This is a genomic window from Sphingobacterium olei, assembly GCF_005048855.1.
Taxonomy (GTDB): Bacteria; Bacteroidota; Bacteroidia; order Sphingobacteriales; family Sphingobacteriaceae; genus Sphingobacterium; species Sphingobacterium olei.
Genome location: NZ_SUME01000003.1, coordinates 599,791 through 613,722, shown reverse-complemented (window position 1 = coordinate 613,722; position 13,932 = coordinate 599,791). Strand labels below are relative to the sequence as shown.

Sequence of the window (13,932 nt, the reverse complement as noted above, 5' to 3'; positions counted from 1 at the left end):
AGTAACCTGTACAATTCACTATGTAACGTGCCCTGTATTCTTCTGACTATGTATATCAATCTAGGAAATAAAAAATAACCGTTTTTGGTCCATGACAAAAGAACAGGAATTCATACAGCTCATCACGCAACATAAAGGTATATTATATAAAGTGTCACGCTTGTATATGGACCAGTTGGACGACCAAGAAGATTTGACGCAGGAGATAATCTTCCAACTTTGGAAAGCGTACAATAGCTTCGAAGGTAAAAGTGCATTTGCGACATGGATGTATGGAGTAGCGTTGAACACGGCGTTGACTTTCTTCAAAAAAGAAAGCCGTAAAGTGGATAAAGAGCCTCTTGACAAAGATATGGACCATATCGAGGAAGAAGATTCCCGACAAAAAGACATACAATTAGATTATTTCTACAACGCTGTACAGGAATTGAATCCGATAGAAAAGGCTTTGATTTTCCTTTTCCTAGAAGGAATGCCACATAGAGAAATTGCTTTAAGTTTGGGCATTTCTGAAGTGAATGCTCGTGTTAAACTGAATAGAACTAAAGAAAAACTGCAAGAGATCATTAAAAATAATGGATATGAATTTTGACGAATTACAAAACAAATGGAACCAACAAACTGGTGACGCTGTCAATATTAGAACCGAGAGCCTAAAAAAAACGAGATCGATCACAGATAAAATTAGTAGAAATTTCAAAAGAGAATTTGTATTCTCAGCACTTTCTTTCCTATTTTTATTTACTATACCGATTTATGATTCGTTTAGCATAGAGATAAAAATGCTGCATTATTTTTTCCTACTGCAGATGCTAATTCCTTATCTATTTTATTATCGTCGCTTTCTTGCGTTCAATAAAATGACGAAAAAAGATGACGTATTCAGCTCGAAAGAAAACCTGATTCAACTCTATTATGAACTGAAGTTCGCGGTAGAAAGTTATAAAATATCTTGCTATATTATTGTACCCTCGGCATTGGGCCTATATTTTGTAATATTTGGAAAAAATCGAACTTTTGAGTGGTTTATGAAATATGTCAACTTTAAGGAGACACTAGCTATAGACCCTAACTTTATCTGGAAAACGTCAATTATTGGTATTTTGTTGTTAGCATTTGTCCTTTTGTTCTGCGAATGGACGATTGACAAATATTATGGAAAATACCTTAAACAGATAAAGCTCTTGTTGAAGAATTTAGAAGAATAGTTCACAAGTTATATACTGTGTTACTCGCCAGAAAGTGAACTGGAATGAAATTGACAGCTGTTTAGTGGAGTTTTGTTGTTGCTAAGTTTTTGTTAAACCGCAGCTATCGCGGTGTCATACAATGATGTAATGTACGAGTATTTTGTGCATCATTAGAACGCTAAACGGTTAATTCGACCATAGCTTGCGTTCCACCGGAGCTGCCTCTGACAATTTTAAAATTGCCTCCAATTGATTTTATACGTTGAGTAATACTGTATAGCCCTTGTTCTCCCGGCTCACTTATACCGTCATAACCTATCCCGTCATCAGTAACTTCAATCTGCAAACCATTGGGATGCGTACTGAAAACTATTTCGGCATTTTGCGCCTGGGAATGTTTAATAATATTATTTACAAGTTCTTGAATAACTCTGAAGAGCATCAGTTGTAATTGTGATGAAAGTTGGTAGGCATTGCTGTTTTGATCTATTACTAAGATATTGACCAGGTTTGTTTCATTTATCTCCGAAACAAATTGCGATGTTGCCTGTACCAACCCTTCTTTTTCCAATACCGTTGGGAGTAGGCTGTGTGCAATGTGGCGAATATCTGAATGAGAATGTTCTAATATGCCCTGAATTTTTGAAAGCTGTTCCATTCTTTTTTCTTGAGGAAGATGCGGAATAGCTTCCAAACTCATTTTGGCAGCGCCAATCATAGCGGCAACGCCATCGTGAAGTTCATGCGAGATGCGGCTACGCTCACGCTCTTCTCCAAGAATGAAAGAATTTAAAATGGCATTTTCTTTTTCCTGTTGTAAGTGTTTCAGTTTTAGTTTTTGTGCTTTTTTCTGATAGAAAAAAATACTGCCCAAAACAGAAACCAATAATGCTCCGCCCAAAATGGCATATAGTAAATTGGATTGCTGTTTCTGTATTTTCAATTCCTGTTCGGCTATTTGCTTTTCTTTCTGGCTAGTTTCATACTTTACATTAAGGTCATTAATTTCTGAAGCTGATTTTTCAGAGAAAAGTGAATCATTTAACTGCATATAGGTTACTCTCGCATCATAAGCTTCTTTATATCGTCCTGCCCAATAATAACTTTTGGATAGGTTGAAATAGCTATTAACAAGCTGAGCAAAGCTCCCTGATTTTTTATTCAGTTCAATAGATAGCAAATCGTATTTTATAGCCTCGTTATAATTTCCTTTCTCTTTTGCAATATTAGCTTTAATTGTATAGAATCCTCCTAACATGCCGGGATTATTCAATAATTGAGCAATTGCTAATGCCTTATCAGCTGCTGCGTCTGCCAGCGAAAAATTTCCTTTTATAGTTTGCAATTCCGCTTCACTCATGTTTACCATAAAATGCAATGAATGACCGGGAGAAACATGAATTGCCATTTTTTTTGCCACTTCATTGTAAAATAATGCAGAATCCTTCTCTCCTATCGTTAAAAATGCCCTTACCATATTGCCATATACTAAGCCAGCATTACCATGTTTCTTTATTTTTTCTAAAATGTTTGCGGAAAGCTTATACGATGAAATAGCCTCTTTTGCCTTTCTTGATTGCACTAACAGGTTGCCCATCATTTTATAAGCGTTAGCCAAAAGTTCATCGTCCTTTTGTTCTTCGAAAATTATAATTGCAGGCTTTATTAGTTTTAAAGCCTCGTCCATATTGCCGTCCAGGGCATAAGCCATTGCTTTTTCCATATAGCCGATTCCTTCCCCTAATTTATAAGCCGCCTTTTTTGAAACAAAAATAATACTGTCGCTATATAATATCCGCTTTGTGGCATCACCTGCGTCGCCATGAACATCAGCCAACAACCGCAACAATTCTACTTCTGCACTTACGGGCTTTGTATTTACAAAAATTTTTCTGGCCATTGTTATAGCTTTCTCCATAGCCGGTTTATTCCCTGTGTCATAAAACGTGTGGGCCATTTTACAAACTTCAACAGCTCTAAGTGAGTCGTTTTTTATAGCAAGTACCTGTCTCCATAGGCTATCTACCTGAACGGGTGATTGCGAAAATGAAATTTCATAAAAAAAAAGAAAGAGGCATACGGTGATGAAATATTTTTTCATGTGTAGATAATTTAATTTTTGATGGCGTATAGTTTAGACATTTACCAATCCCTGCATAATTGCTTTTTTTACCATTCCTGCAATATTCCGTACTTCCAGTTTCAGCATAATGTTTCCACGGTGGGTTTCTATGGTTTTTTCCGAGAGGCACAATAGGTCTGCGATTTCTTTGGTGGTTTTTTCTTGTACAATCAACTGCAAAATCTCTTTTTCCCTTTCTGTTAATTCTACTTTATTTTTAGCTGTGTGGGTCTCAAAAAATACCTGCTGTGTTTTTGGACTAAAATATTTTTCGTTGTTCGTTACTGCTTTAAGGGCTTTTTCAATATCTTCTCTGCCATCAATTTTTAAAAGATAACCGTCAAAACCTGCATTAACGGATGATTTTATGGTTACGGAGTCGGAATGACTGGTTAAAGCTATAATTTTCATGCTAGGAACCAGCTGTTTGATTTCGCCGATTATTTCTCTTCCATCGTGCTTCCCGAAATGAATATCGAGTAGTAAAACGTCAAAATTTTCTTTCATCAAAATTTCTTTGAGTTCCATATAGTTTAATACGCTTTGTGTTTTCTTTACAAACTCGAAAGTAGACAGAAGTACCTCAAGACCATCTAATACCAAAAAATGGTCATCTGCGAGCAAAATTTTCATTTAACTAATTTTGGTTCAATTTATTAGTTCTAAAATTAGTCATTTTATTTTGCCATATATGGCTATTCTATTTTTAAATCAATAAAATATTCGGTGTGAGAAATCTCTTTGAAAGTGAGTTGGAGCTTTGCTTTATTTATTGTGCTTACTTCCTGTAACAGTAGTTTGCTATTTGGAAAATCTACCGGAAAATTGAATGGCAGTTTTGCTTCTATATTTAAACAGTTGAAAAAATATATCGGAAAAAAATCGGCTTTAAAGTCACTTATAAAAACAGAAGAACTGTTGTCAGTTTTAGTGTAATCTACCTTAAATTCTATACCTTCTATTTTTGCAAAGCCCAACTTGTTCTGATTAAAAAATTTCCTGTTTACAAGCGGTTTATAATGTTTGGGAAGCACTTTGTTTAATGCAAATTGCACCCTTTGCTTTGTTATGGTTTTCTTTCCGAACTCATCGGTATCGCACAGCCAATATGTTCCATCTGGTTTACCGATAATCCAGTTGTACATTTCTCCCGAAGTGCCATAAGCTTCGGGAGTAAAAAGCCAATAATTTTTTTTGGGCTCAAAATATATCACTATTTCTCCTTTGTGTCCTGGTTCGTTTTTAGGCACCAATTCATTTTCATAGTCCCAAACCCAAGCTTGTGTAAACTGCATAGTTTTGCGGCTCTCTATTTGAGCTTTTGTGTAAGAACAAATAAATGACAAAGCCAAAAAGAGCAATAATTTTTTCATCCTTCGTCATTAATAAATGAACTTTTCTTTTGAAGAACCCAACGCCTGAAAAACGGGATAGTTTAAGGTAATAGTTCCTTCATAAGATTTCCATTTTTCAGGACTTTCGGCATCAGACGAACTACCGGTTTTACCTTTTACTTTAATGATTACTTTATCTTTTTGCATAGAAACGATTTCTCCTTCTGCCTCAAAAGATAATTGCATATCTATTCCATTATCGGTTGCTTTGGTTATTGAGAATGTAAATCCATCATTGTGTCCCATAACCATTTTGCCTTTAATGGGATGCGATGCTATACGCTCTTTTCCAGTAAACCCTATCAAAATATTGTCTTGTCCGTTTTCGCCGCCAGCGATGGTAATGGCAATTGTCTCTTTAGAAGCCGTAACGCTGCCGAAGCCTTTTTTAAAATAATTTTTAAGGTTTTCACCATGTAATGTAATATTTACTTCAGCCTCATTTTTTTCAATATCATTTGCATCTGCTATATCTATCTTTTGACCAGAAATGGCTTCTATTGATTTTTCTACAATTGAGGTGGTGAATCTGTTTTTCGCATCATTGCATCCAAATACTAACAGTAGGAAACAAGGAATGGTGAGAAGTAGTTTTTTCATTCTTTAAAATTTAATAAGGTTTGTAACCCGAAGGATTGAAATTGTATGTATCATCCGAAATACCGGTAATTTTAATTTCAAATCCGCTACCTGAAATTTCGGTCACCAAATATGTTATACCGTCTACAGAAATATAACCAAGGTTGTAGAAACCAAATGCATCAAATTTTCCTTTTGGCAGACAGACATCATGAACAGGCATTATCCAAAAACTCATTGTTTTTCCATCGTCATCTTTCCCCGTGTATTCGGTTGATGTTATGTTCAAATTATTTCTGGTATTTCCGGTTTCTCTAAAATCGGTTTTGAAACGCTGTTCGTTCAACGCATCGTTTTTAATAACAGAAATATTGGTACCGATCGGCATTTTGGCGTGGTATTTTTGACCTTCGGCAATGATATAACTATCAATTGCGCCATTACGCAGGAACTGATCGAGTATCACACCTTTTGCTTCTGAACCGTAAAACTGCTGAAAAGAATCATTTGGCATAAAAGCTTCTCCAGCTTTAAGGTTTAGATAAAAATAACCATTTCCCGAATGTGCCCCTTCTCCACTTGCACTGGCATAAAATGCTATTTTTTTGGTGATATTGGCACAGCATCCTTTTAGTTGAAGGTATTTTGCTAAATCGAAATCTGTGATTTTTTTCGGCTCTCCTTTACCTCCAAAAGATTGATGTATTTCAATAACGGACAGTTTTTCTTCTATTTTATGCGTACAGTTTTCAATGACCAATGTGGCACTATCTGCTGCATTTATCCAAAAACCTGGTTTACTTAATGCTTTGTCTATTGCTTCGGAAGTGATTTTGATTTCCATAATTTCGCAACCTTTTCCTTGCTCACAAATGGCTATGTGTTGTTTGGCTTTTTGTTTCTGAGCAAAGGATGTAAGGCTGATTAATAATATACAAAGTAGGATTAAATGCTTCATCTGATTATTTTTTATATGTGCATTTATTTTTCTACTACAAAAATGGATACAGCGTTTCCATGGTCGTCGTTAAGATTTTCACGCATTCCGTTTTTCCAAAGTTTGGCTGAAAAATTTGATCCACCATTGTAGTCATTGCCTGCTACGTAAACATCAGACCCCATTACATATACAGCATTTGCATAAACACTATTTGTGTTTTCGGAAAACAATATTGGTGTACCGTTTTTCCAGAGCTTGGCAATAGATTTTGAGCCATTATAATCGTTTCCTGACACATATACATCGGCGCCGGACACATATATACCAGTAACATAGGCCTCATCGTTCGTGTTATTTGTAAGCCTAGTGGCATTTCCGTTTTTCCATACTGTAGCTACGGATGTTATTCCATTATTTTCAGTTCCTGCTACATAGACGTCACTGCCCACAACGTATACGGCTCTGCCATAGGTATTATCACTGCTATTGGTAATGATTACGGGCGTACCATTTTTCCAAAGCATTGCGGTTGCTTTTATGCCGCTATCTTCAAATCCGGCTACATACACGTCATTCCCGGAAACAAATACCGAGTTTGCAAAACTTGGTTTACCGCTATTGGTAAGAATTACAGGTACGCCGTTTTTCCAAAGTCTGGCTACGGCAGTTGAGCCCTCATATTCGGTACCCGCTACGTACACATCCTTACCGACTGCATAAACAGCATGTGCTTCGGCATTGTTAATACCACTGGTAAGTGGTGTTGGAATACCGTTTTTCCAGATCATCGCTACAGACTTGGCACCATTAGACTCTGAACCTGATGCATAGACATCCACGCCATCTACAAACACACAGGATGCACTGGCATTCATAGTGCCGTTTGTAAGATTTTGGGGTATGCCGTTTTTCCATATCCGGGCAACGGATTTTGCTCCCTTCATACCAAATCCGGCCATATATACATCTGTTTGTTTTTCAACCTGTGGTGTCCGTTCATCATCTTTTTTTGAACAGGAAACCGCTGTCATTAATAGAAATGAGCCGATTAGAAATTGTTTTAATAAATCTTTCATTGTTTAGTATATTCGTTTATAAATTGTATGAAATTCATTCGCATTTATTCAGTATGATTTTTGCTAAAGCAATAGCTACGGATCTATTTTTTTCATTATCATCGTTTACTTCGCAAAGGATTACCAATTGTACACCGTTTTGTAAAATATAAAGTTCATTGCTTACTATATTCCAACGGGCGGCATCGCCCAAATTATCTACAACACGGTAACCTTTGGAAACTTCTTTCATGACATCCATCATTCCACCGCCAATTTCTTTTACCTGTTCTTTACTTACATTATGCTCTTCTGCCTTTTTTAGTGCGGCATCTGCTTCGGCATCACCCGATTTTCCTTCGGTGACATCATTCAAAGCTTCTTTAGCTACTTGCATTTCTTCATCTGAAATAGCTTTATAAGTACTTTCAAATGCGGTTAAGGAAATCGCTTTGATGCTTTTCACCTTTACTACGTCAGGTATTTCCAGTTTTCCCACCATTGGCATAGTCCGCATTCTCCCGTTGCTGAATTTATATTCAAACGAATGGTATTCGGGATCTTTTAAAACCATTGAGCTTTTAGTTTTCAGTACGCTTTTTGAAAAACCTGTGGCAGCAATTACATCGTCTTCACTGAGGAGCTGGTCGTATTTTGTCTGATATTCCAAAAGACATTTATTGTCGCCTTTGGCATTAGAATCGTTTGATTTTTTGTTGATGATGGCTTCTAAATCGAGACCGTCCTTGTTACTACTATTATTTTTCTTTTCTCCACAGGAGAAAAGAAAAAGGCTTGATATTGCGGCTGTTGTTATGATTTTTATTACTTTCATTTGTATGCTATTTAAAATTTAAGATTGACTCATTAAATGGATTTATAGATATAGGTTATTTCATACATTGTAGTTCCGTTGTACACGGAGAATACAGATTTGGTAACAAATCCGTCGGTATCATACGTGTTGGTGTATGGATTTGCTTGAGCTAAATTGTCATCAAACAAAGAGGTAACCGGATGCGTTGAAAATTCGAGAATACCCAAACCGGAAATGCCATACCATAAAGCCGGTATCCACTTTTTGTTTACGACATTGTAAAGCGGCCCTTTTTTTGAGGTATCGAAAGTAAAAGTATATTCATTACCCGAAGCAGTACGAGTGGTAATATCATCAAACTCATTTAGCATAAACCTGTTGCCATTGACGGAGCTTGTATATAAATTGTACTGTGCATTGTGGGTAAAGAGGGTTTCATCATTATAGTAACTATCATAGTATCTTGCGTATTTCCGATTGGTATAACCATAGGTTACTTTATATACGGGATCCCCTCCGAATGTGAAGTCATACATCGACGAAACAGGTAAGTTATTTTGATAAACATACGTGTAACTATAATATAGAACATCGTCTTCGAAGCGACTGATTTTTGAAACTTCGTTATTGCTGTTATATTCAAAATCAAGTCGGTCAGTAACAATCGTAGAACTGCCCGAATATGTTTTCTTGATATTAATTTTGTCGATCACTTTTACGGATTTTTGTGGCTCTGGAGTTTTGTCTTTTCGACAAGAGAATAACAGAACACTTAATAAAAACAGGATGCCTATTTTTTTCATGATGTTTTTTCTGAATTTAAGATTAAATATTTGCCAACCATTTATTGTACAGATTGCCCAATAATGGAATGGGCTGCTGCTTTCCGTTTACGGCGTTCATCAATCCCATTATCCAAAGTATGATTACTGCAATGGTTCCTAAAATGGAAATTAACCATCCTAATAGGGGTATTAGCCCTACAATGAATAGCGCTATCCCGGTAAAAATTAATCCCAGACTCTGGCGAATATGGTAATTGGCAAAGGCGTTTTTCTTTTCGTCGTTTTGTACAAAGGCTATTATAAGTCCTATCAAAGTAATGTAGGCAATAATGGCTGTGCTTCTGCCTTCTTGTATCGTGCTGTCCGTCGCTACTTTCGTAATACTTTTTTCTTGTTTCATCGTGATAATGGTTTGTTATTTGTTATGTAAGCTGAGTTTTATTATTTAATCCGCTCCACTTTAGGGTGATCTAGTCTGTCGACCTTTGTTTTAGGCTTTTTACCCGGTTCTACCGGAAGCAAATCGTCTTTTTTGGTTTTTACTGGAAGCAAATCATCTTCTTTTCCTTTCGGGATTACAGGCAATAAGTCGTCCTCAACCTTCTCTTCATCGCTAAAAGGAACTTCTGTTTCCTTTTCCTTGATGAGGATAAAAGTTACCGGAATTGTACCTTTGCAGGTTTCTTTTGTAGGTATTTTTATTTCTACCGTATAAAAAGTTTCTATCTTTTTGGAACTTACAATGGTTATGTTGTAGTGCAGTTTCATACCGCTTATTTTATTGCTACCTAAATCGAGTAAACCTTTATAGGTGTTATATCCTGTCTTTATCCAACGCATTTCGCTCGACGGAAAAAGCTGCGATGGATTAAATGGATACCTGAAAGTGACATCGCCATTACCTGCTGACCCTGCACCTTGTTGCTTTTTCATAAAAGCGCCAAGGTTGCCAATGCCATAACAATCGTTTCCGGTAGAATTGCCATAAGCCGCATTCCATTGTCCGTCTGCGGGTTGGATATGCGGATTGAATAATCCGATTTGTGTAAACCCATCACCACCCCAATCTTTATCTATCGCTTCTCTAGGTTTTTTTATTACATATTGCACGTCCTTTCCATCTTTGGTCTTGCCAAAAACAAGGGTTTGATCGAATCCAACTTTTAGGTCTCCGAGATTATGCAATTCGACATCTACATCGCTAAGTTCGAAGCTGCAACCCCGCCCTTCGGTGCAATTGGCTACCAATACTTTTTCGGCAGATGCCGATACGGAAAAAAAAAGGGCAATGATTAAAAATATTATTTTCATTCGTAATTTTTTTTGTGCGGATTTATTTATTCAGAATTTCGTTTACCAGCCGAATGGCATTTTTTTTAGCTAAGTTTTCGTCATCGCCAAAATTGGTAGTAATGGTAAACGAAACCTTATCTGCAAATACGTGCAACGCATTTACCGGTTTTTCCCAATAAGCAGCCGTGGCTACATTTTGCAGTTTTTCTACGGTTCTTCGTTGTGCATAACCCGATAAATAATTGGCTTCGGCGGTGGCTATTTCTTTATTGAAATTGCTATCGGCACCCATTTGGTTAATCCGTTGTTGCAACCCAGCATTGCTTCCGTATTTTTCTTCAAAAATGGCCACATCATCTGTGGCAATAAACCCGATGCCCATGCTGTTGTATTCCAGAATACTGTATTTATCGCTTACGCTGATCGATTTCCCGGTGGGCCAACTGTACAAAACGGTGTATTGCCCTTTTTCCAAAAGCTTATTTTCAATGTATTCTTCTATTTTTCCCACTGGAACATCGACCACGTCGGCTACCATTTCCTTTACAAGGATTTGTTGTAGCTGATTTTGCGCTGACACTATTTTTTGCGCATCAAAATCGGTTGGAACGCTTACCGTTTCAGTACTATCTGCACAGGATGCATAAAGAATAATAGCAATCGATAATTTTAATACGTTGTTCATTATTGCCATTTTACAGTTTAATAAACTCTACCCTACGATTTTGAGCTTTTCCTGAAGTTGTATTATTGGATTGGACAGGCTGGCTTTCTCCCTTCCCGTCTGTTTCCATTCGGGAAGCGTTAATTCCATAAAAGTTTATTAAAGCATTTTTTACCGCCAATGCTCTTTTTTGTGATAAGGTAAGATTGGTGCTTGCATCACCATCACTATCGGTATGTCCAATTATTTTTACTCGTACTGTGGGGTTTTCTTGAAGTGTGCTTGCAATTTCTTTTAGCACTGCACCGCTTTCGGTTTTGATGTTATCGCTATTTACATCAAACAAAATTCCGTTGGTTACAAATTTACCGTCGGTAATCAGCTTGCTTCTTGTGTCTTCTCCAGCAATTGCAAAACGGATATTTGTAATATAGACTTCACAATCTTCTAAAAATCTTCTAAAAAACGCCATTTTATATGGCTGGCTTTCTAAGAAAAAACGAGGCATATCAATTAATTTATCTTCATTTACGTACATTCGTAAACGACCACTTTGTCGCCAAATAGAGACTTTAGCAAAAGGCTTTCTTTCTTTAGACCATTGTGGCATTGGGATTTGATTATTAATTTCAGTTCCATTTTTAGGAAGTATTTGTACGGAAAGCAGATCATCGCCGGGATGTAAGTATAAAAGTGAGCCTTCGAAAAACACGACATCTTTGAACAGATCATCATTGTTGGTAGTGAAATTGACGCCCAATCCAGAATAGTTGTTACTGATATTACCAGTAATGCCTATTTCAAATTCCAACGTGAAATTTTCAGGTAACGCCTGAATGCTTTCGGGAATAAAAGCTCCGTTTTTGGTCATAGAAAGCCATTTCCCTGATTTTCCGTTTACAGTCACTATTTCGCCACTAGCGGTGGTGTTAAATTCGGCAGGAAAATCACCGATATTCAGGCGTTCAAAATTGTCAAAATACAAAACCTTATCTCCCGCTTCGAAATCGAATTTGGAATTGGATCTGGCAGAACTGCTGCTTTCACTATCACTAACATTTCCCGAGTTAGCGGAATTAGTAGATGTGTTTGACTTTTCGTCTTTTTGCTTTTTATCTTTCTTTTTGAAAATATTGCCAATGCCTTCTTCTAGCTTATCAAGCCCCTTATCAATAGTATCGTCAGCTTTTCTGTTAGTCCTGTCCTCAACTTTACGTTTTGCGGTTTCTTTAGGGTTGATGACCTGTGCATTTACAGACGATACGATTGCCAATGTAAATGCTATAAATATCAATCTTGTTTTCATATTTTTTAGTATTATAAGATTATGAACAAAATTGCTTAGAAAATGAGCAGTCTTTATCGGGGGAATTATTGAAATTTACGCTAAGGGTTTTCCCTGATATTGGGAAAAATCTGAACTAACAATAACAAATTTCAATAGTTGGCGAATTAGGTTTTTACGAAATTATCGGCCAATCAGATTGATGAAGGAACTCATGATGTTACCGCACGCAGATGAAGCTTGACTGACGAATAAATGATGGAGATAGAGCTGCATATCCTGCCAGATACCCTTTTTCCGGAGTGGAACGCTCGTGAAAAACGGTTTCATTTGGTGAAAAATTATTATTTTCCTTATTGGTACATGAATTTTAATTAAATCAAAGTTGTGAAAATATAGTTATGCAATACGTAAAATGATTATAAAATCATTAATACCGCGAAGCACATGTAAGCATTTTCATCGGATTTTAAACAGTTCTAGTTATTTATTGTTATGCTAACAAGACTCAAAATCATTAGTAAATTAAAAATATAAATAATGAGCCATAGTATTTTAAAAAAAGAACACCAATTAGGTCTTGGAGGGGTGGCGATCGGTACGGCTTTCGAAAATATTACCGACGAACAGTCACAGAAAATTTTGCAGGAAGCCTGGGATTTGGATATCCGACATTACGATACTTCGCCATGGTACGGACTTACAAAAAGTGAAAGAAGATTTGGCGAATTTCTGAATGACAAAAACCGTAAAGATTTTGTCTTTTCTACCAAGATCGGCCGTTTATTTACACCGGTTCACAAATCGGAAGTGCCGCCAACGATGTGGAAAAACCCCTTGGATTTCGACTTCAAACATATGTACACAGCAGATGCGGTAAAAAAATCTATTGAAGACAGCTTAGAGCGGACGGGCCTTGACTATATTGACATTGTTTATATCCATGATTTATCTGAAGATCAGGTGGGCGATCGCTATGATTACTATATGAAACAGGCGAAAGAAGGCGCCTTCAAAGTATTATCAAAACTACGTGATGAAGGCGTGATCAAAGCTTGGGGGATGGGTGTGAATAAGATTGAACCTATCCTGGATTGTATAGAAGCTGCCGATCCGGATATCTGCCTATCGGCTACACAATATTCGATTTTAGAACATGAAGATGCGGTGGATCGTTTGCTCCCTGCTGTTAAAAAAGCGGGCGTGAAACTGGTTTCCGGAGCGGGCTATAATTCTGGATTTATAACGGGTAGAGACCGCTACAATTACAAGGATGTAATCCCAAAAGGAATGACCGAAAAACGGGATAAGATTGCACAAATCGCTAAAAAGTATGATATAGATATAATTACCGCAGCGATGCATTTTGTGTTGGCTGCTGACGAATTTGTAGCAATTATTCCAGGTGCAAGTTCAACCGATCAGGTACAAAGTAATGTAAAAGCGTGGAAATCTGAAACACATGCTGATTTCTGGAACGAGCTAAAATCAGAAGGCCTTATTTACGAAAAAGCACAGATTCCAGCATAAGGATGGAACCTGTGGTGCTTTTAATGCTACGAAACTTATAAATACACTTTTAGGGTTTAACGTTTAATTTCTCGATTTTGAGTTTCCAATACAGATAGTTTCTACGTCTTTTACCACCTCAGACCAACTGTCTTGATTTTCCCAATCAAAAGCCGGCATTGCACTCCGTGAACCAATTCGGATATTGGCATATCCTAAGTTGCGTAATCTTTCCGCAACTCTACTTCCTGTTTTTCCTTTTCCGCCAAGGACTAAAATTTGACTTTGTTTCATGATAA

Annotated in this window: 16 protein-coding genes; 3 read left to right on the top strand and 13 right to left on the bottom strand. The window is 36.9% G+C overall.

The features are described 5' to 3' along the window. The first annotated feature begins 91 nt into the window (after positions 1-91). A complete protein-coding gene (locus FAZ15_RS09915; RefSeq protein ID WP_136901144.1) occupies positions 92-592 on the top strand; it encodes an RNA polymerase sigma factor in 501 nt (166 codons plus the stop codon). Further along, a complete protein-coding gene (locus FAZ15_RS09910) occupies positions 582-1,208 on the top strand; it encodes a hypothetical protein (protein WP_136901143.1) in 627 nt (208 codons plus the stop codon). The genes FAZ15_RS09915 and FAZ15_RS09910 overlap by 11 nt, the downstream gene beginning before the upstream one ends. A gap of 160 nt (positions 1,209-1,368) precedes the next feature. On the opposite strand, the gene FAZ15_RS09905 is transcribed toward FAZ15_RS09910, so the two are convergent. From FAZ15_RS09905 to FAZ15_RS09850, 12 genes are all read right to left on the bottom strand, one after another. Next, the gene (locus FAZ15_RS09905; protein WP_136901142.1) at positions 1,369-3,291 is read right to left on the bottom strand and encodes an ATP-binding protein; all 1,923 of its coding nucleotides are present in this window, start codon (positions 3,289-3,291) and stop codon (positions 1,369-1,371) included. A gap of 33 nt (positions 3,292-3,324) precedes the next feature. Further along, complete coding sequence (locus tag FAZ15_RS23045; RefSeq protein ID WP_136901141.1) at positions 3,325-3,945, bottom strand: LuxR C-terminal-related transcriptional regulator; 621 nt, start codon at positions 3,943-3,945, stop codon at positions 3,325-3,327. A gap of 62 nt (positions 3,946-4,007) precedes the next feature. Beyond that, positions 4,008-4,685, bottom strand: coding sequence for a hypothetical protein (locus FAZ15_RS09895; protein ID WP_136901140.1), 678 nt, complete (start codon positions 4,683-4,685; stop codon positions 4,008-4,010). 9 nt (positions 4,686-4,694) lie between these two features. After that, a complete protein-coding gene (locus FAZ15_RS09890) occupies positions 4,695-5,306 on the bottom strand; it encodes a hypothetical protein (protein ID WP_136901139.1) in 612 nt (203 codons plus the stop codon). 10 nt (positions 5,307-5,316) lie between these two features. After that, on the bottom strand, positions 5,317-6,243 hold the full coding sequence (locus tag FAZ15_RS09885; RefSeq protein WP_136901138.1) for a hypothetical protein: 927 nt from the start codon (positions 6,241-6,243) through the stop codon (positions 5,317-5,319). Positions 6,244-6,266: 23 nt separating this feature from the next. Next, positions 6,267-7,301 carry a hypothetical protein gene (locus tag FAZ15_RS09880; RefSeq protein WP_136901137.1) on the bottom strand — a complete coding sequence of 345 codons (1,035 nt, stop codon included), beginning with the start codon at positions 7,299-7,301 and terminating at the stop codon, positions 6,267-6,269. A 34-nt stretch (positions 7,302-7,335) separates the two neighbouring features. Then, positions 7,336-8,115, bottom strand: coding sequence for a hypothetical protein (locus tag FAZ15_RS09875; protein ID WP_136901136.1), 780 nt, complete (start codon positions 8,113-8,115; stop codon positions 7,336-7,338). 32 nt (positions 8,116-8,147) lie between these two features. After that, the gene (locus tag FAZ15_RS09870; RefSeq protein WP_136901135.1) at positions 8,148-8,900 is read right to left on the bottom strand and encodes a hypothetical protein; all 753 of its coding nucleotides are present in this window, start codon (positions 8,898-8,900) and stop codon (positions 8,148-8,150) included. A 22-nt stretch (positions 8,901-8,922) separates the two neighbouring features. Then, positions 8,923-9,282: a DUF4870 domain-containing protein gene (locus tag FAZ15_RS09865; RefSeq protein WP_136901134.1), complete on the bottom strand. Its 360-nt coding sequence runs from the start codon at positions 9,280-9,282 to the stop codon at positions 8,923-8,925. A 41-nt stretch (positions 9,283-9,323) separates the two neighbouring features. Further along, positions 9,324-10,193, bottom strand: a complete 870-nt coding sequence (locus FAZ15_RS09860) for a hypothetical protein (protein WP_136901133.1) — start codon at positions 10,191-10,193, stop codon at positions 9,324-9,326. Between the two features lie 22 nt (positions 10,194-10,215). Continuing rightward, positions 10,216-10,860: a hypothetical protein gene (locus FAZ15_RS09855; protein ID WP_136901132.1), complete on the bottom strand. Its 645-nt coding sequence runs from the start codon at positions 10,858-10,860 to the stop codon at positions 10,216-10,218. Positions 10,861-10,870: 10 nt separating this feature from the next. Continuing rightward, positions 10,871-12,145: an OmpA family protein gene (locus FAZ15_RS09850; protein WP_136901131.1), complete on the bottom strand. Its 1,275-nt coding sequence runs from the start codon at positions 12,143-12,145 to the stop codon at positions 10,871-10,873. 519 nt (positions 12,146-12,664) lie between these two features. Between FAZ15_RS09850 and FAZ15_RS09845 the strand changes: the two genes are divergently transcribed. Next, positions 12,665-13,654 carry an aldo/keto reductase gene (locus FAZ15_RS09845; protein ID WP_136901130.1) on the top strand — a complete coding sequence of 330 codons (990 nt, stop codon included), beginning with the start codon at positions 12,665-12,667 and terminating at the stop codon, positions 13,652-13,654. Positions 13,655-13,717: 63 nt separating this feature from the next. Here FAZ15_RS09845 and FAZ15_RS09840 read toward each other — a convergent pair whose 3' ends face one another. Continuing rightward, the gene (locus FAZ15_RS09840) at positions 13,718-13,927 is read right to left on the bottom strand and encodes a hypothetical protein (RefSeq protein WP_136901129.1); all 210 of its coding nucleotides are present in this window, start codon (positions 13,925-13,927) and stop codon (positions 13,718-13,720) included. Positions 13,928-13,932 lie beyond the last annotated feature (5 nt).